The sequence below is a fragment of the Klebsiella quasivariicola genome, from assembly GCF_002269255.1.
Taxonomy (GTDB): domain Bacteria; phylum Pseudomonadota; class Gammaproteobacteria; order Enterobacterales; family Enterobacteriaceae; genus Klebsiella; species Klebsiella quasivariicola.
The window spans coordinates 4,759,894-4,785,351 of sequence record NZ_CP022823.1 but is presented as its reverse complement, the minus strand read 5'-3'; the positions used below and the strand labels follow the sequence as shown (position 1 = coordinate 4,785,351).

At 55.2% G+C, this 25,458-nt stretch carries 24 protein-coding genes and 2 pseudogenes; 12 read left to right on the top strand and 14 right to left on the bottom strand.

The window, feature by feature from the left end; translation table 11 throughout:
• The first annotated feature begins 167 nt into the window (after positions 1-167).
• The 3 genes from B8P98_RS24130 to B8P98_RS24120 are packed head-to-tail and all read left to right on the top strand — an operon-like array spanning position 168 to position 3,123.
• The gene (locus tag B8P98_RS24130; protein WP_020079685.1) at positions 168-1,655 is read left to right on the top strand and encodes a sodium:solute symporter family protein; all 1,488 of its coding nucleotides are present in this window, start codon (positions 168-170) and stop codon (positions 1,653-1,655) included.
• Positions 1,656-1,664: 9 nt separating this feature from the next.
• Positions 1,665-2,537, top strand: coding sequence for a 2-dehydro-3-deoxygalactonokinase (locus tag B8P98_RS24125; protein WP_095033487.1), 873 nt, complete (start codon positions 1,665-1,667; stop codon positions 2,535-2,537).
• On the top strand, positions 2,524-3,123 hold the full coding sequence (locus B8P98_RS24120; protein ID WP_025714506.1) for a 2-dehydro-3-deoxy-6-phosphogalactonate aldolase: 600 nt from the start codon (positions 2,524-2,526) through the stop codon (positions 3,121-3,123). Before B8P98_RS24125 ends, B8P98_RS24120 begins: the two co-directional genes overlap by 14 nt.
• On the opposite strand, the gene B8P98_RS24115 is transcribed toward B8P98_RS24120, so the two are convergent.
• Together B8P98_RS24115 and B8P98_RS24110 are read right to left on the bottom strand one after the other, a co-directional pair.
• Positions 3,120-3,983: a MurR/RpiR family transcriptional regulator gene (locus B8P98_RS24115; RefSeq protein WP_095033665.1), complete on the bottom strand. Its 864-nt coding sequence runs from the start codon at positions 3,981-3,983 to the stop codon at positions 3,120-3,122. The two genes, B8P98_RS24120 and B8P98_RS24115, sit on opposite strands and share 4 nt — an antisense overlap.
• Positions 3,984-4,053: 70 nt before the next feature.
• Positions 4,054-4,587 (bottom strand): GNAT family N-acetyltransferase, encoded by a 534-nt coding sequence (locus B8P98_RS24110; protein WP_095033486.1) that lies wholly within the window; start codon positions 4,585-4,587, stop codon positions 4,054-4,056.
• A gap of 33 nt (positions 4,588-4,620) precedes the next feature.
• Here B8P98_RS24110 and B8P98_RS24105 point away from each other — a divergent pair, with 33 nt between their 5' ends.
• Positions 4,621-5,457: a GNAT family N-acetyltransferase gene (locus B8P98_RS24105; RefSeq protein ID WP_095033485.1), complete on the top strand. Its 837-nt coding sequence runs from the start codon at positions 4,621-4,623 to the stop codon at positions 5,455-5,457.
• 3 nt (positions 5,458-5,460) lie between these two features.
• Here B8P98_RS24105 and B8P98_RS24100 read toward each other — a convergent pair whose 3' ends face one another.
• Positions 5,461-6,822: an MFS transporter gene (locus tag B8P98_RS24100; protein WP_095033484.1), complete on the bottom strand. Its 1,362-nt coding sequence runs from the start codon at positions 6,820-6,822 to the stop codon at positions 5,461-5,463.
• A 179-nt stretch (positions 6,823-7,001) separates the two neighbouring features.
• Positions 7,002-7,916: a GntR family transcriptional regulator gene (locus B8P98_RS24095; RefSeq protein WP_080897764.1), complete on the bottom strand. Its 915-nt coding sequence runs from the start codon at positions 7,914-7,916 to the stop codon at positions 7,002-7,004.
• Positions 7,917-8,052: 136 nt separating this feature from the next.
• On the opposite strand from B8P98_RS24095, the gene B8P98_RS24090 reads away from it, so the two are divergent.
• The 3 genes and pseudogenes from B8P98_RS24090 to B8P98_RS24080 all read left to right on the top strand — a co-directional run.
• Positions 8,053-9,075 (top strand): zinc-binding alcohol dehydrogenase family protein, encoded by a 1,023-nt coding sequence (locus B8P98_RS24090; protein WP_095033664.1) that lies wholly within the window; start codon positions 8,053-8,055, stop codon positions 9,073-9,075.
• 11 nt (positions 9,076-9,086) lie between these two features.
• Complete coding sequence (locus B8P98_RS24085) at positions 9,087-10,532, top strand: tagaturonate reductase (RefSeq protein WP_095033483.1); 1,446 nt, start codon at positions 9,087-9,089, stop codon at positions 10,530-10,532.
• 96 nt (positions 10,533-10,628) lie between these two features.
• Positions 10,629-11,330 (top strand): annotated as a pseudogene (locus tag B8P98_RS24080) (Rpn family recombination-promoting nuclease/putative transposase); the annotation flags it as partial.
• A gap of 54 nt (positions 11,331-11,384) precedes the next feature.
• Here the strand turns inward: B8P98_RS24080 and opgB are convergent.
• The 6 genes from opgB to B8P98_RS24050 form a co-directional block, all read right to left on the bottom strand.
• Positions 11,385-13,676, bottom strand: coding sequence for a phosphatidylglycerol--membrane-oligosaccharide glycerophosphotransferase (gene opgB / locus B8P98_RS24075; protein WP_095033482.1), 2,292 nt, complete (start codon positions 13,674-13,676; stop codon positions 11,385-11,387).
• Between the two features lie 257 nt (positions 13,677-13,933).
• Positions 13,934-14,425 carry a DUF2501 domain-containing protein gene (locus B8P98_RS24070; RefSeq protein WP_025714026.1) on the bottom strand — a complete coding sequence of 164 codons (492 nt, stop codon included), beginning with the start codon at positions 14,423-14,425 and terminating at the stop codon, positions 13,934-13,936.
• Positions 14,426-14,493: 68 nt separating this feature from the next.
• Positions 14,494-15,231 (bottom strand): DNA replication protein DnaC, encoded by a 738-nt coding sequence (dnaC, locus tag B8P98_RS24065; RefSeq protein WP_095033481.1) that lies wholly within the window; start codon positions 15,229-15,231, stop codon positions 14,494-14,496.
• A gap of 2 nt (positions 15,232-15,233) precedes the next feature.
• Positions 15,234-15,773, bottom strand: a complete 540-nt coding sequence (dnaT, locus tag B8P98_RS24060) for a primosomal protein DnaT (protein WP_025714027.1) — start codon at positions 15,771-15,773, stop codon at positions 15,234-15,236.
• 102 nt (positions 15,774-15,875) lie between these two features.
• Complete coding sequence (locus B8P98_RS24055) at positions 15,876-16,349, bottom strand: threonine/serine exporter (protein ID WP_025714028.1); 474 nt, start codon at positions 16,347-16,349, stop codon at positions 15,876-15,878.
• Positions 16,340-17,116, bottom strand: a complete 777-nt coding sequence (locus B8P98_RS24050) for a threonine/serine exporter family protein (protein WP_025714029.1) — start codon at positions 17,114-17,116, stop codon at positions 16,340-16,342. Before B8P98_RS24050 ends, B8P98_RS24055 begins: the two co-directional genes overlap by 10 nt.
• Positions 17,117-17,396: 280 nt before the next feature.
• On the opposite strand from B8P98_RS24050, the gene pobA reads away from it, so the two are divergent.
• The 4 genes from pobA to bglJ all read left to right on the top strand — a co-directional run bounded on the left by pobA (position 17,397) and on the right by bglJ (position 21,101).
• On the top strand, positions 17,397-18,581 hold the full coding sequence (gene pobA / locus B8P98_RS24045) for a 4-hydroxybenzoate 3-monooxygenase (RefSeq protein ID WP_095033480.1): 1,185 nt from the start codon (positions 17,397-17,399) through the stop codon (positions 18,579-18,581).
• Between the two features lie 16 nt (positions 18,582-18,597).
• Complete coding sequence (locus tag B8P98_RS24040; protein ID WP_095033479.1) at positions 18,598-19,476, top strand: helix-turn-helix domain-containing protein; 879 nt, start codon at positions 18,598-18,600, stop codon at positions 19,474-19,476.
• A gap of 267 nt (positions 19,477-19,743) precedes the next feature.
• Entirely contained in the window at positions 19,744-20,463 is a 720-nt protein-coding gene (locus B8P98_RS24035) for a helix-turn-helix transcriptional regulator (RefSeq protein WP_025714032.1), read from the top strand.
• Complete coding sequence (gene bglJ, locus B8P98_RS24030; RefSeq protein WP_025714033.1) at positions 20,427-21,101, top strand: DNA-binding transcriptional activator BglJ; 675 nt, start codon at positions 20,427-20,429, stop codon at positions 21,099-21,101. Before B8P98_RS24035 ends, bglJ begins: the two co-directional genes overlap by 37 nt.
• A 5-nt stretch (positions 21,102-21,106) precedes the next feature.
• On the opposite strand, the gene B8P98_RS24025 is transcribed toward bglJ, so the two are convergent.
• Entirely contained in the window at positions 21,107-21,565 is a 459-nt protein-coding gene (locus B8P98_RS24025; protein ID WP_025714034.1) for a YbaK/EbsC family protein, read from the bottom strand.
• A 338-nt stretch (positions 21,566-21,903) separates the two neighbouring features.
• On the opposite strand from B8P98_RS24025, the gene B8P98_RS24020 reads away from it, so the two are divergent.
• The gene (locus B8P98_RS24020; RefSeq protein ID WP_025714035.1) at positions 21,904-23,247 is read left to right on the top strand and encodes a PTS sugar transporter subunit IIC; all 1,344 of its coding nucleotides are present in this window, start codon (positions 21,904-21,906) and stop codon (positions 23,245-23,247) included.
• 47 nt (positions 23,248-23,294) lie between these two features.
• Here B8P98_RS24020 and fhuF read toward each other — a convergent pair whose 3' ends face one another.
• The 3 genes and pseudogenes from fhuF to B8P98_RS31240 all read right to left on the bottom strand — a co-directional run bounded on the left by fhuF (position 23,295) and on the right by B8P98_RS31240 (position 25,423).
• The gene (fhuF, locus tag B8P98_RS24015) at positions 23,295-24,083 is read right to left on the bottom strand and encodes a siderophore-iron reductase FhuF (protein WP_095033478.1); all 789 of its coding nucleotides are present in this window, start codon (positions 24,081-24,083) and stop codon (positions 23,295-23,297) included.
• A gap of 98 nt (positions 24,084-24,181) precedes the next feature.
• Positions 24,182-25,228, bottom strand: a complete 1,047-nt coding sequence (locus B8P98_RS24010; RefSeq protein ID WP_025714037.1) for a GGDEF domain-containing protein — start codon at positions 25,226-25,228, stop codon at positions 24,182-24,184.
• A gap of 23 nt (positions 25,229-25,251) precedes the next feature.
• Positions 25,252-25,423 (bottom strand): annotated as a pseudogene (locus tag B8P98_RS31240) (hypothetical protein).
• Positions 25,424-25,458: the final 35 nt, after the last annotated feature.

Below are 25,458 nucleotides of genomic sequence, written 5' to 3'. Positions count from 1 at the left end.
ATTCCCTCCCTTTCCGGGAGGGATCATCAAAAAAGTGTGATATCGGCACCAGAGTGAATAAATAAATCGGTGCCACTGGGTTCGCTATGCCTTTTTTCAGGCATGGTTCCTGTTAACTCATAATATTCAGCGGCACGAATATTATTTATTACGTCTGGATGTGAGCCATGAATAATATGTCATTTATGATTTGGTTTTCCGTTTATGCCTGCGCGATGATTACCTTAGGCTGGTATGTTTCGCGCAAACAGAAAACCGGCGAAGACTTTTTACTTGGCGGCCGTTCGCTGCCGATGATCCTCACTCTCGGTTCGACGGTCGGCACCATGGTGGGGACCGGCTCCAGCGTCGGCGCCGTCGGCTTTGGCTACAGCAACGGCTGGGCCGGGATGCTTTACGGCCTCGGCGGCGCGGTGGGGATCCTGCTGGTGGCATGGTTATTCGCACCGGTACGTAAACTTCGCTTCATGACCATGAGTGAAGAAATGTCGTATTACACCGGCGGCAGTAAAATTATTAAAAACCTCGTTGCGATACTTATTTTTATTGCCTCTATCGGCTGGCTGGGGGCGCATATATTAGGTGGCGGATTATATCTGGCGTGGGCCAGCGGCATTGATATTAATGTCGCGAAAATTATTATCGCGCTGGCGTTTGTGGTTTATGTCGGTATCGGCGGCTATTCCGCGGTAGTGTGGATCGATACCATTCAATCGATCGTGCTGTTCGTCGGCTTTATTTTAATGGCGGTGCTGGCGGTTCATCACGTTGGCGGCTGGAGCCATATTCAGCAGGCCGTCGATCCGGCGGCGCAAAGCCTGTTCGCGGTCGATAAATTAGGCGTGTTGCCGGCGCTATCATTGGCGATGGTGATCGGCGTCGGCGTGCTGGCGACGCCTTCTTATCGCCAGCGTATTTACTCGGCGAAGACCGTCTCCTCGGTACGTCAGTCCTTCACGATTACCGGCCTGCTGTATCTGGGCTTCTCCTTCCTGCCGGCGATCATCGGTATGGCGGTATGGACCATGAACCCGCAGTTGGAGAACAGCGGCTTCGCCTTCTTGTTTGCCACCCAGGTGCTGCCGCCGGTGCTGGCGATGGCGATCCTGATTGCCGGGATGTCGGCCAATATGTCTTCCGGCAGCTCTGATGCCATCGCCGCGGTATCCATTATGCTGCGCGACCTCTACACCCTGGTGACCGGCCATATGCCCGCGCCGGAGAAAGCCATTCGCCTGTCGCGGATCTTCCTGGTTCTGGTGATTGCGCTGGCGCTGCTGTTCGCCCTGACCTCCAACGACATCATCAGCTACATCACCAAAATGATCTCGATGATTATGTCCGGCATGTTTATCTGCACCATGCTTGGCCGCTTCTGGACACGCTTTAACTGGCAGGGCGCGGTCGCCGCGCTGGCCGGCGGCGCCGGGGCATCGGTTGCGGTGCTGGTGGATAGCGACTGGCTGGCGTTCTGGGGCAACCCGTGTATTCCGGCGGTACTGACGAGCCTGGTGGCTTCGGTGGTGGTGACGTTACTGACCCCGGCCAGCAGCATGAGCCGCGAGCAGGCGCTGGAGATGATTACCCGCGAGCGTGAAAGCCGCCCAACGCCGCCGCCGCTGCCGATTGGCAAACGTCATACCTCACGCGGGTAAGGGGCCATCATGAACGAGTATATTGCCGTCGATTGGGGCTCTACGCAGCTGCGGGCATGGCGGATGCGTGATGGCGAATGCATCGACAAGCTGAAGCTGCCCTGCGGCGTCACGCGCCTGAACGGGCAGCGCGCCGAAGCGGTATTTCAGCAGCAGCTGGCGCCGTGGCGCGGCGACCCCGCGCTGCCGGTGGTGATGGCGGGCATGATCGGCAGCGATGCCGGCTGGCAACCGGTGCCTTATCTGGCCTGCCCGCTGGCGCTGGAGGCGCTCAACGGTCAGTTACATGAGGTGGCGGAAAACGTGTGGATCGTGCCGGGGCTGAAAGTAGCGCAGGCCGCAGAGTACGATGTGATGCGCGGTGAAGAAACGCAGCTGCTGGGCGCCTGGCAGCTGATGCCGGCGGAGTGTTACGTGATGCCCGGCACCCACTGCAAATGGGTGCAGGTGCAGAACGGCGTGGTGCGCCAGTTCGCCACGGCGATGACTGGCGAACTGCATCACCTGCTGCTTAACCATTCGCTGCTCGGCCAGCAACTGCCGGCACAACAACCTGATGACGCCGCTTTCGCCCTCGGTATGGAAAAAGGGCTAACTCAGCCGGCGATACTGGACGGGTTATTCAGCGCCCGCGCCGCGCGGGTGTTAGGGGCGCTGGCGGCGACTTCGGTGAGCGATTACCTCTCCGGGCTGTTGATTGGCGCGGAGGTGGCGACCTTTAGCGAACGCTACCGCGCCAGCCGCGTGGTGCTGTTTGGTGAGCACTCGCTCAGCGCCCGTTATCAGCAGGCGATGGCGGCGCGCGGATTGGCCGTTTCCTGTTGTTCCGGCGAGGCGGCGTTTCTTTCGGGTATGGCGAGGATGATTGATGGACAAGGTTAAACTGGTGGCGATTTTACGCGGTATTCAGCCCGATGAGGCGGCGGAGCATATCGCCGCGCTAATCGATGCGGGTTTTCGCTATATTGAAATTCCGCTTAATTCGCCGGACTGGCAGCAGAGTATTCCAGCGATGGTGCGCCAGTTTGGCGAGCGGGCGGTGATTGGCGCGGGGACGGTGCTGAAGGTTGAACAGGTTGATTTTCTGGCTGAAGCCGGGGCGAAGCTTATCGTGACGCCCAATACGGCCCCAGCGGTGATCCGCCGCGCGGTAGATAAGGGGATGCTGGTGTGCGCCGGCTGCGCGACGGCCTCCGAGGCGTTTAGCGCGCTGGATGCCGGGGCGCAATGGCTGAAAATCTTTCCGTCATCGGCATTCGGCCCGGACTATATCCGCGCGCTGAAAGCGGTGTTGCCGCCGGAGGTGCCAGTGCTGGCGGTCGGCGGCGTGACGCCGGAAAATCTGGCGACCTGGATACAGGCAGGGTGCGCCGGAGCCGGTCTGGGCAGCGATCTTTATCGTGCCGGACAGGCCGGGGAACGTACCCGCGAGCAGGCGGAGAGGTTTATCTCCGCCAGTAAAAGTTAATCCCCCAGCGGCTGCCGATCGACGCCGCCGCGGTGGCTATCGAGCGCCAGCTTAATACGGCGTAATTTGCCTTTTGCCTGGCTTTTGTTGGCCATCGCCAGTTCGGTGGCCAGCACATCGACCATCGCCAGCATCGCGTAACGGGAAGTGCTGGGCTTAAAGATATAGTCGTTTTCCCGCACCAGCAGCGGTAGCACCAGATCCGCCTGCTGAGCCAGCGGCGTTCCGGCGGGGGTAATCGCAATAACCTTCGCGCCATACTGGCTGGCAATCGCCGCGCTCTCAATGATTTCCCGGGTATAGCCGCCCAGAGACAGCACAATTACCACATCCTGCGGCGTCACTGCCGAGCTCATCATGCGTACCAGCAGACCATCGCTCTGGCTGACTACCGGCAGGCCGAGGCGAAACAGGCGATACTGAATTTCCTGAGCGCAGATGGTCGAACCGCCGCCCATCCCAAGGGCGAGGATTTGCCGCGCGTCGCTCAGCCAGCTCACCGCGCGGTTCAGCGCCTCGATATCCAGCGCCCGCCGGTTGGTCTCCAGTACGCTGATGATTGACTCATAGATCCCCTGTACGCCTTCGAGATCCGGAACATCAAGGATAAACCGCTGGCCGACCGCAAGAGATTGCGCAAGCTTCATCTTCAGTTCGCGGACGTCTTTACAGCCGAGCGCCCGGGCAAAACGGGTGACCGAAGCCTGGCTGGTTTGCGTCAGACGCGCTATCTCGGCGATGGGCAGCTCCGCCGCCGCCGCGACATCATCGAGAATAAACTGCGCGATGCGTTTTTCGGTCGCCGTGAGTTCCACAAAGCGATCGGTAATGCAGGAAATAATATCGATTGACCAGGACATATGGGTAACAACGGGTAAGTTATGAATGGTACTTTGTACCATATTGCGCCGCTGAAATCAGTGCTGGAGCCTACAACGTCAGGCGCATGGCGCAGCGCGACTCGGGCGGCAGGCCGTGCCGGGTCTCCTGTTCCCTTTTTGCCGTCAGCCCGACGGGCAGGGTCAGCTCATCGAGCATGGCGAATCCCAGACGGGTATAAAATGGCGCGTTCCACGGCACGTCGCGGAAGGTGGTGAGGGTTACCGCCGGGTAGCGCATCTGCTGTGCGCCCTCGATAACCTGCTCCAGCAGCATCCGGCCGATGCCCTGATGCTGCCAGTCCTGGTGGACGGCAACTTCGACAATAAATAACGCATCGTCCAGCGGTTCGGTCAGAATAAAGCCAACCGGCTGTCCGGCGGCTACCGCCAGCAGGCTATGCTCCGTTTCCAGATAATCATGATGGCGCGCAACGCTAATCACCTCGCTGTCCGCCAGCCAGGCGAGAGAGGGGATTTGGCGAAATGCCTGGGCGGCAGAACGCTCAATGGCGGGCAGAAGGGCGATATCGCTCTCCTGAGTCAGGCGTAATACGGCACCGGCAGTTATAGTGTTAGTTTTCATCACCTCAGCATAGCAGCCTTCGGGAGAAAAAGTATGGAGCTGACCGCCGTTCCCGCCACGCAGTTCAGCAGCGTGCAGTTAACGGATATTCTCAACGCCTGTTTTGAAGCCTATCTGGTGCCTGTTACTCAGTCGGTGGCGGGATTTGTACAGCGTTTTAGCGCCGAAGGAATGAGCCTGATCGATTCCCGCGTCTGGCTGGCCGGAGATGAACCGGCGGCGATCGCGATCGTCGCCCGCCGGGGGAGTGCTGCCCGCCTGGCGGCCTTTGCCCTGCGCCCGGCCTGGCGCGGCAAAGGCCTGGGCCGGAAACTGATGCAAGAGCTGCTAATGCGCCTGCAACAGCAGGGGATCGAGACGGTATCCCTGGAGGTGATCCGCGATAACCATGCGGCCGTCGCGCTATATCAGGCGCTGGGCTTTACGCGGCGCTATGGGCTCTGCGGCTACCTGAGCACAGCGCCTCTGGCTGCGACATCGAAGGTGTTACAGCTTTATCCCCCCCTGGCCCTGCTACGGCGCGCCATTGACGAGAGTAACAGTCAACTCCCCTGGCTGCTGGATCCGCTCACCTTCGCCACCCTGCCATGTCAGGTCGTGACGCTGGAACAGTGCGCCTTCGCGGTTCTAACGACGGTGGGCTCGCGGCCTGTACTGCAGTTTTTGTGGGTAGAGCCCGCCGCCCGCCGTCAGGGGCTGGCACGTGAGCTGCTGATGGCGCTGGCGCAGCAGTTCCCGGGTGTGGGTACCTCGGTGACGGTCCCGGAAACTTTTACGCCGCTGTTTGCCGCGGCCGGCTATGCCGCCTTGACACTACAACAGTATGAGATGAGCGCAACGATGAATGCCCTGCGGTTGGCAGGGCGTTAAGATTTAGTCGTTACGCGGGTCACTAATCGGCTGGCGAACCAGGAAAATGTAGGCCAGCGCGCCGAGAGCGGTCACACAGCCGCATATAACCAGTGCCAGCTGGAAGGAATGGGTGGTATCGACAATAAATCCGGTTACCACCGGTGCGAATGAAGCGCAGATAAAGCTGGCAAAATTCTGAATACTGCCGACGGAAGCCGTCATTCTTGACGCCACGGCGACGTGGATCAATCCCCAGCAGGACGTTCCGGCAAAGTGAATGCAGAACAACGCCATACCGATTAACAGCACCGCCGCGATTGAGGTGGTGGCATGCGGCACAATCAGCGTAAACGCTGCAGAGCAGAACATCCCGGCAATGATGCAGATCTTGCGGCTTTTGATCGGCGCCATGCCGCCTTTGACCAGCCAGTCGGTGACGTAGCCATTGATCAGCATACCGGCGGCACCAAACAGGAAAGGAATGGCGGCCATAAAACCGGTACTTTTCAGATCGAGATTATACGCCGTCTGCAGATAGCCCGGCAGCCAGGCCAGATACAGCCACGCGGTATAGTTGATGCCGCTAAAGCCGAGCATCATTCCCCACATCGTTTTGTTTTTAAACAGGCTGCGCCATTCAGCAAAGCTCAGTGGGTCGCGGCGAACGTTGACGCTTCCGGCGTTAAGGTACTCCTGTTCCTCTGCGGTCAGATTAATATGCTCGCGATTGCGATAGAGCATATACCAGCCGATCGCGATGAAGATCCCCAGTACGCCAATGGTGATGAACATCCAGCGCCAGCCCATCATCAGCATCATTGCGGCAAGGATCGGTGGGCTGACCGCGACACCGATCGTCGAGGCGGCGTTGAAGAAGCCCATTGGGCGACCGCGCTCTTTAATATTAAACCAGTCGTTGATCACCTTGACGCCGCAGGGGTTCATTGGCGCCTCGCCGATCCCCATGCCGATGCGCACCAGGACGAACTGGGTAAAGCTGTGAACCATCCCGGAGACGGCCTGAAATAGCGACCAGAAAAACATGCCCAGCCCCAGCATGATGCGCGGACCTTTGCGGTCCAGCAGCGGCCCGCAGGGCAGTTGCGCAATGCCATAGGCCAGAGAGAAAACCGATAATAGCGCCCCGATTTCAGTAGCGGTGAGCCCTAATTCCTGGCGAATCGTTAAGTTCGCGACGGACAATGAACTTCGGTCGAGGTAATTAATCACCGCCGCCAGAAATAACAGGATCATTGCCGTTGTTTGAATTTTTTTAATACGAGAGCTACGTTGTAGCGTATTTTCTAAGGGGGCTGAAATAGTCTCCGCTTTCCCCTTTTTAAAGTCGGTCTGCGGGTCTATGGTTATATTTTGTGGTTCCACGCCTGACTCCTGATTATTATGTTTGAACGCCAAGTGACAACGAATGGTTTAAACACCACCCACATATTTCACAGTTAACTAAGTCGACTTGTTTTCAGCATAAATAACCTTTTTGAGGGCGCTGGATTACGTTTTTAGATTTGTGCTGTTGCTAATCATTTTCTGTTTTTAATCGGTACTTAATGCGCCAGCGATTCACTTTGCTTGATCGAGTTAATCATGGATTGCTTCGCCGAGTTCAGGTGGTTACGTAGCGCCAGGTTGGCATCGAGATCGCTGCGACAGATAAGTGCGCTCAGGATAGTCATATGTTCATCAATGGCGATGATATTACGCTGTTTCAGGTCGCTTTCATCCCACTGATAGTGGAAGTGGAAGATCACGGAGATAATCTCAAGTGATTGATTAAAAAATATATTATCAGCGGCGGAAAGCAGCAGCGTGTGAAAATCACGATCGAGCTGGGAAAACATACGAAAGCTGTCGCCGATGCTGTCCCGCAGGGTGCGGTGGCGCTCAAGCAGGGTTTTGGCCTGCAGCCAGCGGGCGTCGCTGTCCGGTAGATTAAGAAAGTGTTGCAGTGCGTGGGTTTCCAGCATTTCCCGCAGTTCGAACAGCTGCTCGGCCCAGGATTGCTCAAACTTCTTCATGTTCCACTGGCCGCGCTTTTCGCTTTCAATCAGGTTGTAGCGGCTGAATTTTAGTAAAAATTCCCTGACCACGACCGGGCTGACGCCCGCAGCACGCGCCAGTTGCAGTTCGGAGAACCGTTCCCCGGCGCGTAGCTGACGCTGGTTAATCATGGTGAAAAACGCTTGTTCAAAAAGACGGTTCTGTTCGGCCAGCGAGGCACTGGAACCATCGAAGCCGTCCTGAACTTCCGGCTGGCGACGGATCTGGTAGTCGTGATTGACCTGGCGCAGGACGCCGCGCTCGCATAAGTGACAAAGGATATGGCGCACCGTGGTGCGGCTGATGTTATACATCTCCGCCAGGGCGCTTTGCGAGGGGAGCGGCGAGGGGATAAAGCCGCGCGCCATATCGTTGATGACCTGGTTGATGACATTGTGGCGTAGGTTTTGTGAGCGACTCATAACGTTTTCCTTTTTTATCCATTAAAGCCGGATTTAAAACAGTTTTGTGCGCGACGTTTCACAGATTTCGTAATGACTTTCACTCCGTTTCTGTTTTTCATCGATATCTAAGCCAACAAATACGGAGGAAATAATGATGACGTCGATGAATACTTTAGTGTGTCAGGAACCTAAAAAATTTCACTGGGAAAAACGCCAGATCCCCATTCCCGCGGATGATGAGGTCCTTATTAAAATAAAAGCAGTAGGGATTTGCGGGACAGATATTCATGCATGGGGCGGCAATCAGCCTTTTTTTAATTATCCGCGCGTTCTTGGTCATGAAATATGCGGTGAGATAATTGGGCTGGGCAAAAATATTCTTAATTTGAAAAGCGGCCAACAGGTCGCTGTGATTCCCTACGTCGCCTGCCGCCAGTGCCCGGCCTGTCTGAGCGGACGAACAAACTGCTGTGAGAACATTTCCGTGATCGGCGTGCATCGCGACGGCGGGTTTAGCGAATACCTCTGCGTTCCGGTAAACAATCTGCTGGTGGTGGATGACGTCGACCCTGAAGCCGTGGCGTTGATTGAGCCGTTCGCCATTAGCGCCCACGCGGTGCGTCGCGCAGCGATCCAGCCGGGAGATCAGGTGCTGGTGGTCGGCGCAGGGCCGATTGGGCTCGGGGCGGCGGCGATCGCGAAGGCTGACGGCGCGCAGGTGGTGGTGGCGGACACCAGCCCGGCGCGGCGCGATCATGTGGCACAACATCTCGGCCTGACCACCCTCGATCCCTCCGATCCGCTGTTTACCGGGCAGCTGTCGGCAACGTTTGGCGGTTCTCTGGCGCAGAAAGTGATTGACGCGACGGGAAATCAGCAGGCGATGAACAACACCGTTAATTTAATCCGTCACGGCGGCAGTATCATTTTTGTTGGTCTGTTTAAGGGGGAACTGCAGTTCTCTGACCCGGAATTTCATAAGAAAGAGACGACGATGATGGGCAGTCGTAATGCCACGGAAGAGGATTTTGCCAAAGTCGGCCGGCTGATGGCCGAAGGGAAAGTGACCGCCAGGATGATGCTGACCCACCGTTACGACTTCAAATCGCTGGCGGAAATTTACGAAAACGACGTGATTAACAATCGTCAGCTGATCAAAGGCGTCATTCATTTTTAGCAGGGAAGATCATGAAAACGTTAAACAGACAAAACTTTCCAGGACCTCAGTATCCGACCCGTGCGATTCAGTTCGGCGAGGGTAACTTCCTGCGGGCATTTATTGACTGGCAGCTGGATCTGCTGAATGAGCAAACCGATCTGGCGACGGGCGTAACCATTGTTCGCCCGATCAACACTGCGTTTCCGCCGTCGTTGAATACCCAGGACGGGCTGTACACCACGGTGATCCGCGGGTTGAATGAACGCGGCGAGGCGGTGAGCGAGGCGCGGATTATCCGCTCCGTAAATAATGAGATCAATCCCTGGCAGGATTTTACAGGTTACCTCGCGCTGGCCCGCGACCCGAACATTGCATTCGTGTTTTCAAACACCACCGAAGCGGGCATCAGCTATCATGCCGGGGACCGGCCTGACGATATGCCGCCGGTCAGCTTCCCGGCGAAGCTGGCCCAACTACTGCTTGAGCGGTTCCGCCATTTCAACGGCGCAGCGGATAAGGGCTGGACGATAATCCCTTGCGAACTGATTGACTATAACGGTGAGGCACTGAAGGCGTTGGTGCTGCGCTATGCAAAAGAATGGCAATTGCCTGCGGCATTCAGCGACTGGGTGGAAACGGCCAATACCTTTTGTTCTACGCTGGTTGACCGCATTGTGACCGGTTATCCCCGTGAAGAGGCCGAAAAGCTGGAGGCGGAGCTGGGCTACCATGATGCTTTCCTGGATACTGCCGAATACTTCTGGCTGTTCGTTATCCAGGGGCCGCAGGCGTTGGCGGAAACGCTGCGGCTGGATCGCTACCCGTGCAATATCCGTATCGTAGAGGATATCCGGCCCTATAAAGCGCGCAAAGTCGCTATTCTTAACGGTGCGCATACCGCGCTGGTGCCGGTAGCATGGCTGTGTGGGGTGGATACGGTTGGCGAAGCGATGCAGGACGAAGCCATTCGCCATTATGTCCAGCAGACGATTGATGAAGAGATTATCCCGGCACTCGATTTACCGGCCGGGGAGCTACGTCAATTTGCTGACGCTGTCACCGGGCGCTTTCTAAATCCCTATATTCGCCATCAATTGCTCTCCATCGCCCTGAATGGCATGACCAAGTTCCGCACCCGCATCCTGCCGCAGCTGCTGACGACTATCCGCCAGCACGGCGCGATCCCGCCGCGGCTAACGTTTGCCCTGGCAGCGCTTATCGCCTTCTATCGCGGCCAGCGTGACGGACAGGCGTATCCGCTACAGGATGATGACGCTTGGTTAACCCGCTTTGCCGAAGGATGGGCTCAGGTGGCGAACGGCAGCCCACTGCATGAACTGGTCGCGGACGTCCTGCAGGACGCCGCGCACTGGGGTGAGGATCTGACGGCCATTCCCGGCCTCGCCGACCAGGTCACGCGCTATCTGGAAATGATTTTGAGTGCGGGGATGCGGGAGGCCCTGGCGCGGCTGTAACGGGGCTGTTGATGGCGGCCAGTCGGGATGGCCGCCACGCTATTCTCCGAGGCGCTTTCCAGAAAATGATCGTCAAAACCCACCGGATAAAAACCGGTGGTAGAGCATCAGAGCTCGCCGGATAGCCATATGGCCTTTCGCCTGATGCGTTATGCGATTGCCGCGATACAGCGCCACCTTGATGCCGGGCACAAAACGCTGCCGCTGGTGGTGCCGATGCTTTTTTATCACGGTGTGACCAGTCCCTATCCTTTCTCTCTGAACTGGCTGGATGAATTTGCCGACCCGCAAATGGCGAAGAGGCTGTATGGCTGTCAGTTTCCGTTAATCGACGTTACGGTGATGCCGGACGATGAAATCGTGCAGCATCGGCGGGTCGCCCTGCTGGAACTGATGCAAAAGCATATTCGCCAGCGCGATCTCAGTGGCATAACGGAGTCGTTGGCGGCGGTTGTGATGCTGGGATACACTAACCGCCGGCAGTTGAGAATGCTGTTTCACTATATGCTGCAGTACGGTAATACGGCCGAACCGGGCGTGTTTCTCCGCCGGCTGGCCCGTCGTCTGCCACAGTATGAGGAGACATTGATGTCTATCGCGCAAAAGCTTAAGCAGGAAGGTCGGCAAGAAGGCCGGGAAGAAGGCCGGGAAGAAGGGCACCTGGAGGGCTTGCAGGAAGGCAGCCGGCGCGAGGCGCTGCGCATTGCCGACAGTATGTTACAGAATGGCCTCGACAAAGAGATGGTACAGAAGATCACCGGGCTTTCGGCTGATGAACTAAAGCCGCTGTATGGTTAACGTCCTGCCACGGCAAGCCTTGCCCGGCGCGAAAATCCGCCGGGCAGAATTGTTTTAGCCTTCGCTTTTCACCACTTTGATCTCCACCATGCCGATCCCCAGCTGACGCGGGGAGTGACCGAGGATATTGCCCTCGTTGGTGGACTGCGGATCCGGCGGCGTGATCGTCAGCGTATTGCTGCGCGTCGGGTTGTCGAAATGCAGCGTCGTGGTGGTGACATCATTGGCCAGCGTAAGCACTTGCTCGCTTTGACCAACCCGTACCGGGATCGGCTTGTTGGCATTGGGGCCATAGGCTTTGGCGGTGATCACCAGATCAAATTTCTCCGGCAGCGGTTCTTTGTATTCAATCTTTACGTCGCTACCCAACTGGGCATTGGACCACCGACCCCAGGACTCGGGGCGCGAAATGCCGCTGAACTGTTTAACCTCTTCCGGGGCGCCAGCGACGTTAAACACGAAGCTGTCGGCCTTGTAGCGAATATCGTTGTCGACGATCTTCAGTGTATCGACATTGCCTTTATAGCGCTCCATATCGATAAGGGTGTCTCTGAAGGCAGTTTTTCCTTGCCACTGTGGCTTATCGACGTGCTGGACCTTCTGTTCACCACCCAGCTGCCCTTGCGAGACGCACCAGTCGGTGGAGAGCGCCAGCTCAGGCGCCCACAGTTGCCCCATTTTATAGCAGCGATCGACCCACACGAAGTTATCCCGCGGCGCGAAATCGGCCAGCTGGAAGCGCAGCGGCGCGGAGTATTCGCTTTCCGGCAGCGGCTCCACGCGCTGATCCGACACCCGCAGCAGCAGTGGCAGACGGAAATGGCTGCCGGAAAAGGCAATCATGTTCTTCTGCGAGTCGACAGTGAAAGTTTTCATCTCTTTCGGGAAATTCCACAGGCGGATCACGTCCGGTTTCCAGGCGAGGATTTTCTCTTTCATGTTCATGAAAATACCGGAGAGCGACTGGCCGGAGAGGCTGCTGCGCCCGAGACCAATAAAGTTATCGCCACCGAGAATATCCAGCACTGTCGCACCGTTATCCATGGTGTTGCGTTTCACCGCCAGGGTCTCCTGCTGCGGTTGATCGCCGCGCAGGACAAAAAACAGATTGCTGCGATCGTGCTTGTTGAGGTAATCCCAGGCGCTGTTCTTCATGGCCAGGTGATCGGAAGAAACCACGATGACCGTGTTTTTAAAATAGGGTGAGGCTTTAATCTTCTCGATCAGCGCGGCGATATGTTCCTGGCTACAGCTAACGGCGCTGAAAGAGAGGTTTTTCTTACCGTCCACGTCATAGCGTTTACGCTCGCAGGTGCGCGAGATAAAGCCATCGGGGTGGTGGGTATCCACCGTCAGGGCGAACAGCGAGAAGCGTTTCCCGGAGCGCGACAGCTCTTCGAATTTTTTCCACGTCTCGTCGAGCACGGTGTCGTCATAGAAACCCCAGTCGTTGCGGTAGGTCGGATCCGCCACCGTGGTTTTTAGCTCTTCCGCCCCGTACAGATGATCGAATCCGTGGGATTTAAGAAACACGTCTTTGCCAGCAAAGCGCAGGTTGGCCCCTTGCACAAAATAGTTTTCGTAGCCGGAGTTCTTCAGAATATCGCCCAGGCAGATATTCTGCGGAAAGAAGCTGGAAACCGAGGCCGAGGCGTTGCCTTCAAACGGCGCGAAGAGCGGAATACCGCACTGCGAGGCGACCATGCCGGCGATGGTGTAATCGGTCCCCGGCAGCTGCATGGTATTGCTGAAATCGAGCCCCTGATCTTTTATTTTACCCAGTTCAGGGGTGAGGTTAGGGAAGGCATCGTTATCAAAATAGGTGCGCTCCAGGCTTTCGCCGTAGATATACACCAGATTCAGCTGCGGATTGTCGATACGCTTTGACGGCTCTTTATAATAGGCGGCAAAGTCCGGGTCGCCCTCACGCGACTGAGATTTCACCAGCTCGCTGATCTGATGGAACGCCGGGCTGGCATCGACGGAAGCCAGCGCCAGCAGCAGAGCCGCCAGGCTGTAACCAACGTGATGAGGAAGATGGCGGCGGCGGCGCAGGATCCAGCCGAGGGCGCCAAAAACGGCAACCAACGCAACGGCCACGCCGACACCCGGCAGAATGTATTTACCGATCCCGGCGCCGGTCAGGCTGTTGGTCAGGGTGTAGAGTACCGCGTCGTTGATGCCGTCGCCGGTAAAGTAGTCGCTGGCGTAGAGGGTGATATTCAGCACCACGAACAGGCCTAACACCGTGAGCGTGGCGGCAAACCACCAGGTGTTACGTCCCGCTTTCCAGGCATAAAGCACCACCGATGCTAAAAATAAGGCGATGGATAACAACTCTGACACAGCTCATCCTCATTAGCGCCAGTTGTTGGCTGGCAGAACAGATTACTTTTCACGCCACACTGTAATTGCAGCGCCATCTTGCTGCAATTCTAGCGTCATGAAACTGTGCAGTTATTCAGAATTGGTTTAGAAGTTGCCTTTTTTGATCGGCATCGCATCGGCTTTGACGGGGAAGCGGGGAGGGTAAATGGGTAAAAAAAACGTTTCAGACCGCGCTGCCGTCGCGAAGGCGACAAACGCGGCATTAGCCGTACGTATCAGGAGAGGAAGTTAACGCCCTGTTTCAGGACCAGATCGCAGGCTTTGGTTTTTACCTGTTTCGCCAGCGAGCTGTTGCCGAGGGTATTCAGGTCCAGCTGCTGGCCGTTTTTGCTGTTAAGCAGACCCTGCAGACCATCCAGATAGTTGGTGTCCTGTTTTTGTTTTTCCGGTGTACTGAGACCCAGTTTATCCAGTACCTGATTTTTGACATTATCGGCGCTGGTCACCGAGGCGAGCTTCTGTTTCGCGCAATAAGACATGATCCCGGCGGCGTTATTCATGCTGCTGGCGGTCAGAGACTGGCTGTTGCCGTTAAGCAGGCTGGTTAGCGAGGAGACGGACATGCCGCCGCTGTTCTGGGTGCTACTACCGCTGAGCTGGCTGGCGGCACTGTTAAGAGAATCCTGCCAGGAGGCGGCGTGGGCGCCGGCGACGGTAAAGGCCCCGGCGACAAGCGCGGCAATAAAGCCATGTTTTAACGATTTCATAATAGACGAACTCATAAGCGTGACTGAAGAATTCCTTTAGTATAACGCCGTCGCCGTGCGGAAATCTCTTAATACTCTTTGCCGGTGACGCGGTGGCGGTAACTTTTCCAGTTGAAGATCACCCACAGGCTGTTGCCGAGGCGCATACGATCCATTACCCGCTCACCAAGCAGTTTGTTCATCTCTTCCATATTGCTGTTGGTCAGCATCCCGGTAGGCCGTTTCGACGAGGAGCGGCGGTCAACTATCTGATTAATAATGACCTTCTCATAACGAGATTCCGTCTGCATACCAATTTCATCAATCACCAGCAGGTCGACTTTGCTGAGGTCGCTCAACAACTGCTCTTCGCTCGTTTCCCGGTTGCCGAAAGTATCTTTCATCGCCGACATAATATCGGCTACGGTGATGATTAAGACGGATTTCCCGCGCAGCAGCAGCTCGTTGCAGATGGCTGCCGCCAGGTGGTTTTTGCCGGTACCCGGTTTGCCGGAGAAGATAAAGCTGGCGATATTGCCGTCGAACTCTTCCACATACTGACGCGCCCGGGCAAGGGCATTCATCTGCCCCTCGCACTCGACACGATAGTTATCAAAAGAGCAGTTCTGATGCAGCGGGCGGATCCCCGAGCGGTTAAAGGTACGCTGCATTTTCATCGCACGATTTTCCCGCTCCAGCGCTTCAGAACGCAGCCGGCCTTGCTCTTTTTGCCAGGCCAGCAGCTCTTCGCCGGTTTTAAACGCCGGCTCGATATGAGCCGGCATCATTTTCTGCAGGCGTTTCATTAAGTCGCCAACGTTTTTCATGCTCATCCTCGGAAACCTCGCGGAATCTGGCTGTCCGGTTCGCTGACGCTGTTCACATCGCGCTTCGGCTGTCCGCCATTGCTGGCGCGGCTGATTTGCACGCTGCGAGCCAGTTTCTGCTGCCACTGCACGTGGTGAAACACTTTACCTTCCGCCTGCCAGTAAGCGACGAAGGCGGCCAGCTCTTCCGGGGTGACCGGCTGGCTCAGGGCAATGCCCCACAGCGCGGCCAGGCGCTGAAAGTCGGCGTCCGGCTGCCAGTCGGCGTACATAGCAAATTTGCCCATCGGCACCGCAACCGGCGCCGCGGCGGGCTCCTCGAAAAACTGCGGGTCAAGCGCGATGTCGCTGCCGGGGCGCGACAGCCTGGCTTCCAGTTCGAGCAACTGCGCCAGCCGGGCCGGCGTCAGCGCATAGAACGCCGGCGCATTATTGGCAAAAACGGCGACGGTGCCGTCAGTCGATTTCGCCAGCAGCGCCGCGTGCTGCTGGAGGAACTCTTCCAGGCCGCTAAAATGGGAGGTTAAAATTCGCGAAGACATAACTCTATCTCAACTCTGAACTGCAAAGAGTGGGGTGATCTGCACATAGTAGCACAGAGCCCATCGCGGAAGGAGCGTCGCGATTTTACCGCGACGCCAGGATTAGACGCGAGGACGCTTACGATACAGCCACAGACCGGGTATCGACAGGCCAATGGAGAGGGCGCCCACGATAGAAGACGCCTTTAAAAAATTGCTCAGCAGCAAAATCATCATCTCTTCCGAATAGCCAAAATGGCTGATCTTTACCGCGGAGATCATCGCGGTATAGGCCGAGATGCCGGGAAACATCGGGATCACGGCGGCGACGGTAAAAATCTTTGGATGCGCCAGATACCAGCGCGACCACTGGATGCCGATGCTGCCCACCAGCAGGGCAGCGAGAAAGGTGGCCCACTCAATATTAAAGCCCGCGCTCATCATGACCATACGCGAGCCGTGACCAATCGCCCCCAGCAGCGCACACCAGCGCAGGGCGCGCTGCGGGACATTAAAGACCATCGCAAAACCGACGGCCGGAATGGCTGCCAGCACCATATCTTCCGCCAGCGCGAAGATAAACGAGATTATGCCCATCCGCGCAGCCCCCATACCGTCATCGCCATCACCACGCCAATGCAGGTGGCGAGGGTTAACAAGCTGGCGATCGCCCAGCGGGCAAGCCCCGTATTAATATGTCCTTTAAACATATCGGCGACGGCGTTGATTAAAGGAAACCCTGGAACCAGCAGCAGGACGCTGGCAGCCATGGCAATGGTTGGGGTGCTGGCAAAGGCCGGCAGGCGCAACAGCAGCCCGGAGATGGTGGTGGCGACAAACGCGGTAATGCAGAAGTTGATCTGCGGATGCATGGACCGGTGGGTCAGCACCTGGCGAATGTACATGGCGACGGTACTGGCGCAAAAGCTGACCAGCGCCCCGTCCCAGCCGCCGTTATTCAGTTTGCAGAAACAGGCGCAGGAGAACCCCACCATCAGGACCAGCAACCAGCGCGGATAGCGCAGGGGAACGATCTGCGCAAAGCGTTTCTCAACGTCGCGATAGTCCAGCAGTTTATGCTCGGCGAGGATCACAATATGCTGCACTTCCGTCACCACATGCATATTGATGCCGCGGTCGACATTTTTACGCGTTGAGGTGAGGCATTCGCCATCTTTAATGGTGGTCAGCACGATGGCATTCGAGGAGATGGCGCTTTCCACGCTGTCCATTCCCAGCGCCCGTCCGAGGCGGGTAGAAAGCTCTTCCACCAGCGCGCTCTCGGCGCCATGTTGTAATAAAAAAAGACCACACTGGATACATAAACGTGTGATTGCCCGCTGCTGTGCCCGATCAACCTGCATAATTCCTCTGCTGTACGCGACGCCTGGTCTCTGCTGATACTTTAACCTGAAGCATCATGGTGGCTGAGGGGGGTGGGATCAAATAATGTGCAAAAATGTCTCGCCGACCGGGGGGGCATAATTTGAAGCGTTCCACACTTTTATCAGTTTGGTGAAAAGTGCAATTTTTATCGCCATTCATCCCTTCTTTTTCCCGTCTGACTTATCAAAAATGCAGGAAAGTACTTTTATTAAACAAAAAACATACAAATAATTAACCCTGCAAAAGTGAGACAACCCTATGAAAACACAGGTCGCGATTATTGGCGCTGGCCCTTCCGGGCTACTGCTGGGGCAGTTGCTGCATAACGCCGGGATCCATACCGTGATCCTTGAACGCCAGACACCGCAGTATGTGCTGGGGCGTATTCGCGCCGGAATTCTGGAAAGCGGCACCGTCGATCTGCTACGCGAAGCGGGTGTGGCACAGCGAATGGACGCTGAAGGCCTGGTGCATCATGGGGTGGAGTTTCTGTTTGATGGCCAGCGGGTGCCTGTCGCCCTGAGCGAGCTGACCGGCGGCAAAAGTGTGATGGTTTACGGTCAGACCGAAGTGACCCGCGATCTCATGGCGGCCCGGGCCGCCAGCGGCGCACCGATCGTCTACGGCGTGAGCGAGGTGGTTATTCATGACGCCAAAAGCGACCGGCCGACGATCACCTACCTCAGCGAAGGAGAAACCTGCCGCCTGGAGTGCGATTTCATCGCCGGTTGCGACGGGTTCCACGGCGTGTCGCGGCAAAGTATTCCCCGCGACATCCTCAAAACCTACGAAAGCATTTGGCCGTTTGGCTGGTTAGGACTGCTGGCGGATACGCCACCGGTCAATCCCGAGCTGATCTATGCGCATCATCAACGGGGGTTTGTATTATGTAGTCAGCGCTCACTAACCCGCAGCCGCTACTATCTGCAGGTTCCGCTGAGCGATAAGGTGGAAGCATGGTCGGACGAACGCTTCTGGCTGGAGCTGAAACGCAGGTTACCGGACGACCTGGCATCAAAGTTAGTGACTGGTCACTCACTTGAGAAAAGCATTGCCCCTCTGCGTAGCTTCGTGGTGGAGCCGATGCAGTATGGACGATTGTTCCTGGTGGGGGATGCCGCGCATATCGTGCCGCCAACCGGAGCTAAAGGGTTAAACCTGGCGGCATCGGATGTTAACTACCTGTGGCAGATCCTGCGCGAGTACTATCATCGTGGCCGGAGCGATCTGCTGGCGAGCTACTCGCGACTGGCGCTGGATCGGGTCTGGAAAGGGGAACGCTTTAGCTGGTTTATGACCCGCCTGCTGCACGATTTCCCGGACCAGAACGCGTTTGATGCCAAAATGCTGGCGGCGGACCGTCGCTACTATCTTGGCTCACGCGCCGGACTGACCACCATCGCGGAAAACTACGTGGGTTTGTCCATAGAACGCGTCACCTGACGAAAGAGGAGTGACTATGCCGCCCATGCAAGCTGTTCCCGTATTTAAGCTATATGGCGAAGAACGCGGTTGGCCGACACCGGATCTGCTGCACTGCGAGTCGATTTTGCAGCGCAGCAGCCTGTATGAGTGGCACATCCGTGTCCACCAGCATGCGGAAATGGTCCAGCTTCTCTATCTGCATCAGGGCCGGGCGGAGATAGAAATTGAAGGTAGCACCGCGGTGGTGACGGAATCCTGCATTCAGGTGGTTCCTGCGCTGTGTATTCATGGATTTCATTTTTCACCGGGAACGCAAGGATATGTACTTTCTCTGGCGTTGCCGCTGCTGAGCCGGTTCGAAAATCAGTTTGGACGACCGCTGGATGTACTTAGCGTACCGCAGTGTGTGCCGGTGGGACGATCCCGGGGGCGTCTGCATACGCTATTTTCGGCGCTTCGCGAGGAGTATTGCGAAGAACACGATGCCCGGGAGATGATGCTTTATTCGCTGCTGGGGACATTGTTGGTCTGGCTGAACCGGCAGTGTCGCCCTACGCCGCCCGCGGAAGATAAAGCTGAGCGAAAGCGCAGCATGATGCGCCACTTTTCCCGACTGATTGAGAGTCACTACCGGCAGCATCTTCCGCTGGCGGAGTACGCGAAACTGATTGGGCTGTCAGTGACGCACCTGAATTATTTATGCCGTGAGTTTCATGGCTGTAGCGCGCTCGGAGTATTGCATCAACGTTTGATGCTTGAAGCGCGGCGTAATCTGCAGTATACCCGAATGACGGTAACGCAACTCTCTGATTATTTAGGTTTTAGCGATGCAGCCTACTTCTCTCGTTTTTTCCGGCGCTACAGCGGTATGTCTCCAAAAGCATTTAGAGAAACAATTAAAGACAACGCTTAATAACTTTTGTGCCTGGAATTATTTTTTCTAAATAATGGTTTTATCTTTTCTAATTTATTAGCGCAGAGGTATCTGTGCTAATATTAATCGCAAGTATACACAGGAATAATATTTACACGGTATGACCACGGTTCGGTCGTAACGTATACCGTGTACGCAGGCCATGAATATAATTTTTATATTCATTCTGAGAATGATATGGCGATGAGGCTACGCGCCGATTGTTTGCCGGCATGCGAAGAAACTTTGACAGGAAGCGGAGGTGTTATGTTACCAGGGCAAGGTAAGTTTGGTGTTATTATTAGTAAAATTCCCGTCATGCAGTCAGGTTTGAAGGTTATTTTTAACGAAAATCTTCCTGATTACGAACTCAGCTTTTGCCGTTCCCATGATGAGCTCACTCTTTTGCAGCTGCGGCGGGCGGTTCTGGTTGTGGCCGATATCTCTGGCGAGATAGCGCACCCCCGGGCCGTTTGCGAGCGCTATTACTCTCTAATGACCCAGTATCGAGACATTCACTGGGTTTTTATGGTTAGCGACAGTCTCTATCCCTTAGCCGTTGAGCTATTAATTCGCCCTGAAAGTTCGTTGGTCTCCGAGAGCGAGCCCATCAATCGGCTGATAGAGGTGATTTGTGCCGGTAGTCGTGCTGCTGAGCAAATTAGCCGAACACTCTTTACCGTGGATGAGGACAATGATTTCGCAACCTACCACTCTGCGGCGATGTTAACCCTTTCAGAGCGCAAGGTTTTGCGTCTGCTGGCAAAGGGATGGGGAATTAACCAGATCGCCTCGCTGTTGAAAAAGAGTAATAAAACTATCAGCGCGCAGAAAAATAGCGCAATGCGTCGTTTATCACTGCGAAGCAATGCTGAAATGTACGCCTGGATCAACAGCGCGCAGGGAATGCAAGAGCTGAATATCAATTCAGCTTACGGGGAGCAAATGGAATGGAAAAAAATAGTACAACCCGCCATGTCGCCATAGTGGAAAAATGTGTGATGACGGAAATGGCATGGCGCTATATCTTTAGCCGTGAAGATAATCGCCACTATCATATTCATTTTTTCAAAAATGTCAGTCAGCTCAGGGAAGTGGAAAAATCATTTCCCTGGTCAGCTATTATTTTTTCACTGTCCGGAAGCCGTTCATCAAGAGCAGAGAGTTTGCTTTTTCTTCATGAAATGGCGCGACGTCGACCGGAGGTGCAAACGATTATTCTGGCAAATAGCGAAAGTGAAATGCACCTGATTGGCCACCTCATGCCAGCCTGCCTGCACGGTATATTGAATAAATGCGCGCCACGACGCGGGTTACAGGAGCGTTTGTTACAGTTGCTGGATAATCACCCTATCACCGGCCGTGAACAGTTTTGCGACAGAGAGGCGTGCAACGACCCGTTGAGCCCAACGGAGCACGCCATTCTTCGCTATATGTCCTGGGGATATTCGCTGTCCGAAATTGCGATACAGCTGAATCGGAACATAAAAACTATCCGCGCGCATAAGTTTAATGCTATGACCAAGCTCGGGGTTCGCTCAGACATTGGTTTATTAAACGCGGCGGATATCTTGCTGCATTTACCCGTTAGCGGCACGGCCTGCGCTGTTAAGCAGGTGGCGTAATACGGCTATAGGCAGACGTCTACCCACGTCGCATCAGTGAGCTGCGCCATTCGTTCTGGTTCGATACGAACGGCGCTGTGAATGGCTCCAGCCGCGGGTAGCACTTCCTGATAGCGTCTAAGAGAAACATCGCAATAGACGGACAGTGGGTTCTCCAGGCCAAATGGGCACACCCCGCCGACCGGATGACCGGTCCAGGTCACCACCTCATCGCTGCTCAACATGCGCGCTTTCGCACCAAAGGTCTCTTTCAGTTTTTTATTATCCAGTCGCGCATCGCCCCTGGCGACGATCAATACAATCTTATCCTTGATCTTCAGTGACAGCGTTTTGGCGATTTGTCCCGGCTCAACGTTATGCGCGGCAGCAGCCAGCTCAACGGTTGCGGTACTCTGATTTAACTCGATAATTTCGATATCGGGGGCGTGTTCGGCAAAAAACTGCCGTACAGACTGCAGACTCATTGGATTCTCCTGATTAAAGCCTGTTTAAATCTGTCACAAGCCTGGCGGAGTGTAAATATCGATGCCGACAATCCAGATTCTTTCTATTTTGTCGATCTCCTTCACATTCACCGTAACCGGTTACTGTAACCGGTTGCGGTTGGGCGTATTGCGATGAATACTGAAACCGTCACTTCTCCCTTTATTTATAACATAAGAGCCGTGTATGAATCGTTGGATCATGAGCAGTATAGCCGGTTACCTATACGACCAGCGGCCTGCTGACTCAAAAAGCGGTCATCGTAACGGCAGGGTAATCGTTGTTGGGCCAGTATCAATAGCCTGTCAGGAGGGCTACTATGTCTGCTAACCATGCTGCGTTTAATTTGATATTTCGCTTTGTAGAAAATTACATAAGCCCCATCGCAGGGCGGATCTCATCGCAGCGCCACGTCATGGCTATCCGTGACGGTTTTATCTCAGCGATGCCGTTTATGATCGTCGGATCGTTCCTGCTGGTGTTTGCTTATCCCCCTTTCTCACCGGACACCACCTGGGGTTTTGCCCGCGCCTGGCTGGATCTGGCAAAAGAGTTTGAAGGACGTATTCTGACCCCCTTTGATATGACGATGGGGATCATGTCGATCTACATCTGCGCGGCAATCTCCTATAACCTCGGTAAACACTACGAGAAATCCCATCAGCTTGATCCTTTCATGTGCGCGATGTTGTCGATCATGGCCTTTTTGTTGGTCGCCGCGCCGAAAACGCAGGGCACGCTGCCAGTGGATAGCCTCGGCGGTACGGGGATCTTTACCGCCATTCTGGTGGCGATCTATTGTGTGGAGCTGATGCGTTTTCTTAAGGCGCATAACATCGGTATCCGGCTGCCGGATCAGGTGCCACCGATGATCAAAAACTCCTTTGATCTGTTGATCCCGGTGCTGGTGGTCGTACTGACGCTGTATCCACTGAGCCTGTTTATTCAACACCATTTTGACATGCTGATCCCGCAGGCCATTATGGCTATTTTCAAACCACTGGTTTCGGCTGCCGATTCCCTGCCGGCGATCCTGCTGGCGGTGCTTATCGGCCATCTGTTGTGGTTTGCCGGGATCCATGGTGCGGCGATTGTGTCCGGGATGCTGCAGATGTTCTGGCTGACCAACCTCGGAATGAACCAGCAGGCATTGGCTCAGGGCGCGCCTTTACCGCATATCTTTATGGAGGCGTTCTGGACGTTCTTTATCGTCGTCGGCGGTTCTGGTGCCACCATGGGGCTGGTGTTTTGTTACCTGCGCAGCCGCTCAGCGCATTTGCGTTCCATTGGCCGTCTGAGCGTGGTGCCAAGTCTGTTTAACATTAATGAACCGGTTATCTTCGGCACGCCTATCGTTATGAACCCGGTATTCTTTATTCCGTTCCTGCTGGCGCCGATGGTGAACGCGGTGCTGGCCTGGGCGGCGATGAAACTGGATCTGATTGGTCGCGTTATCTCGGTAGTACCGTGGACGGCACCTGCGCCGATTGGCGGGGCCTGGGCGCTGGGCTGGGATTTCCGCGCGGCGATTCTGGTGATCGTGCTGGCCTGTGTGTCGGCGATTATCTACTTCCCGTTCTTTAAGGTCTATGAGAAACAACTCCTTGCCCAGGAAGCGGAAGAGGCTGAACGGGCGGAGCAGGAGAGTCAACAGACTGCATAAGTTGTGAGCGGGCGGCGGCGGTCGCCCGTTTTATGACGTACAGGGGGTTATTTTAGGGTGCAGTCGCCGCACTGTTGGACATCCGGCAGGCGATAGCGCTGACAGCAGGTGCGTCGGACTAACTGCCCTTCACGCAGCACCACCGTTCGCCACAGCGGGTTATCCTGGCCATCGGTGAGCTGTTTTTCAAAGAAGCAGTGCTGGCGTAGGGCGGCAAGCTGTTCATCACCCAGCAGCGCGCGCATTTCCCCAAGATACCAGTTAATCAAATAACCCGTATTGCTCCAGATAAGCTTGCCATTGATCTCACCCGTCGCTTCCAGCGCCTCAACAACCGGCTGCAGGGTACGCGTGACCAGAATATCCATCCGCGCCTGGGGGGAAAGCCTTTCAATTCCCGCATCGCTATGCACATCAATCCAGAAACAGGCGGCCCGGCCGCTTTCGTGAAATTCGACGTGGAAATGTTCTGGCGCCAGGCTGAGGCCCTGCGGCTCATTGAGCAGCGCCAGCATCAAGGGAGGGACCAGCAAACCGATATACCATTGCGCCCAGAGCGAGAGCAGGGGCTTCTGTTCCCGCGGTAGCGTCGGTTGATGACGGTAGATATGATCGGAATAAGTTGCCAGCAGGGAGCGTAACGCAGTGGGTTGCGACCACTCGGCAAGGGTTAACGCGTGCCGGGGGGCCGGTTCATCCAGGCGCAGAAAATCCAGCAGGTGAGGACGCAGGGTCGCGATTTTTTCCCGAATACTTTCCGCCAGGGCGCGCTCAGCCGTCGGGAGGGGAGCCCGCCAAATGAGTTCATCGCTGAGAGGAAGGGAACGCCAGGCCATGCGATTTCCAGATACAAATCTAAATGATAATGATTCCTGATATTAGTTGTTTGCAGGTAGCATGGCAAGGTTTTTGTCGGCGTCGCGGCGCCTGAAGGTTAGCTGGCAAGAATAATGTTACGGCCTTTATTTTTGGCCTCATAGAGTGCCCCATCGGCTCGCGCCAGCGCTTGCTCAATGTTGTCATCAATTAATGGCGTCAGGCCAATGCTGATGGTGACGTTGGTCGCGACGCTTTCATTAAACATATGGGGGATCTTCAAATCGTAGACTCGCTGACGAATGCGTTCGGCAGCCTGCCAGGCGGTTTCTTTACTGCTGTTGGTCAGTAACACCATAAACTCCTCTCCGCCAAAGCGAGCGACAATATCGCGTGAGCGCACGGCGTTGCGAATGGCGGCAGAGACGCGAATCAGTGCCTGGTCACCCATCATATGGCCATAGTGGTCGTTATAGGCTTTAAAGTGATCGATATCGAGAAGCAGCACATAGTGGTTATCGCCGTCCAGCGCCAGCAGCGTATCGAGGCGATTTTGCAGCCCGCGGCGATTATACAGACCGGTCAGGGGATCCAGCATACTGAGATCGTTGAGCGTATTGCGTTCCTGCATCAGTTTATCCATTAATCCCTGTGTAAAGGCATCGCTGCGCTTCTGGATAATATTTTGCAGGGTAATGCCGGCAATAGGCAGCATAAAACAGTAGGTCATGCGCAACCATTGTTCCCCTTCCGCCATTATCAGGCAGGCAAGGAAAGTCGGTAAAGAGTGAAGGGTAAAGGCAGTGATATTATTGGAAAAAGCGATGGTGCCGATAAACAAAATGCTTAATAGGGCGATCACCAGATAGTTAAAATGCGGCGGTGTCAATAGCATTGCTTTTGCCACCACATGCCATGCCCACAGCATGCCAAATAACAACGAGATAGCGGGAATATTTATTTTCGCTTGCGGCCATTTCCAGTGCCAAAGCAGCATCAGCCCGCTACAGGCCACGATCAGGGCGCAGGGCAGCGTAAAACGAACTACCGTAAATAGGGGGCTGACCAGCGACAGAGAGGAGGAAATGAAATTAAGCAGTAAAAAAAGCCGTAAAGAATATTGATATTTTTGTGCGTAGTGTGCTCGCCAGGTTTGTGCAGTCATATCGGAAGAATCATTATTAGTCGTTAAATTTCAAAATGATGAAAGCCAAAAATGAAGAGTCTGATAACAATGTGCAAAAAAAGGGTATTTGCAAAATAAGCAAAATATTTAATATATATCGTTAATTTCGCTTAATTTATCACCTTCATGAATGTATGTCATTACCGCGAACGTAAAGAAAAAGGGACGAAGCACATCGCAAATGACAAATGATAAAAATTATCATATGA

Coding starts and splice junctions, on each gene's coding strand:
- B8P98_RS24130 (WP_020079685.1), top strand. CDS start 168: ATGAATAATATGTCATTTATGATTTGGTTTTCCGTTTATGCCTGCGCG.
- B8P98_RS24125 (WP_095033487.1), top strand. CDS start 1,665: ATGAACGAGTATATTGCCGTCGATTGGGGCTCTACGCAGCTGCGGGCA.
- B8P98_RS24120 (WP_025714506.1), top strand. CDS start 2,524: ATGGACAAGGTTAAACTGGTGGCGATTTTACGCGGTATTCAGCCCGAT.
- B8P98_RS24115 (WP_095033665.1), bottom strand. CDS start 3,983: ATGTCCTGGTCAATCGATATTATTTCCTGCATTACCGATCGCTTTGTG.
- B8P98_RS24110 (WP_095033486.1), bottom strand. CDS start 4,587: ATGAAAACTAACACTATAACTGCCGGTGCCGTATTACGCCTGACTCAG.
- B8P98_RS24105 (WP_095033485.1), top strand. CDS start 4,621: ATGGAGCTGACCGCCGTTCCCGCCACGCAGTTCAGCAGCGTGCAGTTA.
- B8P98_RS24095 (WP_080897764.1), bottom strand. CDS start 7,916: ATGAGTCGCTCACAAAACCTACGCCACAATGTCATCAACCAGGTCATC.
- B8P98_RS24090 (WP_095033664.1), top strand. CDS start 8,053: ATGACGTCGATGAATACTTTAGTGTGTCAGGAACCTAAAAAATTTCAC.
- B8P98_RS24085 (WP_095033483.1), top strand. CDS start 9,087: ATGAAAACGTTAAACAGACAAAACTTTCCAGGACCTCAGTATCCGACC.
- B8P98_RS24070 (WP_025714026.1), bottom strand. CDS start 14,425: ATGAAATCGTTAAAACATGGCTTTATTGCCGCGCTTGTCGCCGGGGCC.
- dnaC (WP_095033481.1), bottom strand. CDS start 15,231: ATGAAAAACGTTGGCGACTTAATGAAACGCCTGCAGAAAATGATGCCG.
- dnaT (WP_025714027.1), bottom strand. CDS start 15,773: ATGTCTTCGCGAATTTTAACCTCCCATTTTAGCGGCCTGGAAGAGTTC.
- B8P98_RS24055 (WP_025714028.1), bottom strand. CDS start 16,349: ATGGGCATAATCTCGTTTATCTTCGCGCTGGCGGAAGATATGGTGCTG.
- B8P98_RS24050 (WP_025714029.1), bottom strand. CDS start 17,116: ATGCAGGTTGATCGGGCACAGCAGCGGGCAATCACACGTTTATGTATC.
- pobA (WP_095033480.1), top strand. CDS start 17,397: ATGAAAACACAGGTCGCGATTATTGGCGCTGGCCCTTCCGGGCTACTG.
- B8P98_RS24040 (WP_095033479.1), top strand. CDS start 18,598: ATGCCGCCCATGCAAGCTGTTCCCGTATTTAAGCTATATGGCGAAGAA.
- B8P98_RS24035 (WP_025714032.1), top strand. CDS start 19,744: ATGTTACCAGGGCAAGGTAAGTTTGGTGTTATTATTAGTAAAATTCCC.
- bglJ (WP_025714033.1), top strand. CDS start 20,427: ATGGAAAAAAATAGTACAACCCGCCATGTCGCCATAGTGGAAAAATGT.
- B8P98_RS24025 (WP_025714034.1), bottom strand. CDS start 21,565: ATGAGTCTGCAGTCTGTACGGCAGTTTTTTGCCGAACACGCCCCCGAT.
- B8P98_RS24020 (WP_025714035.1), top strand. CDS start 21,904: ATGTCTGCTAACCATGCTGCGTTTAATTTGATATTTCGCTTTGTAGAA.
- fhuF (WP_095033478.1), bottom strand. CDS start 24,083: ATGGCCTGGCGTTCCCTTCCTCTCAGCGATGAACTCATTTGGCGGGCT.
- B8P98_RS24010 (WP_025714037.1), bottom strand. CDS start 25,228: ATGACTGCACAAACCTGGCGAGCACACTACGCACAAAAATATCAATAT.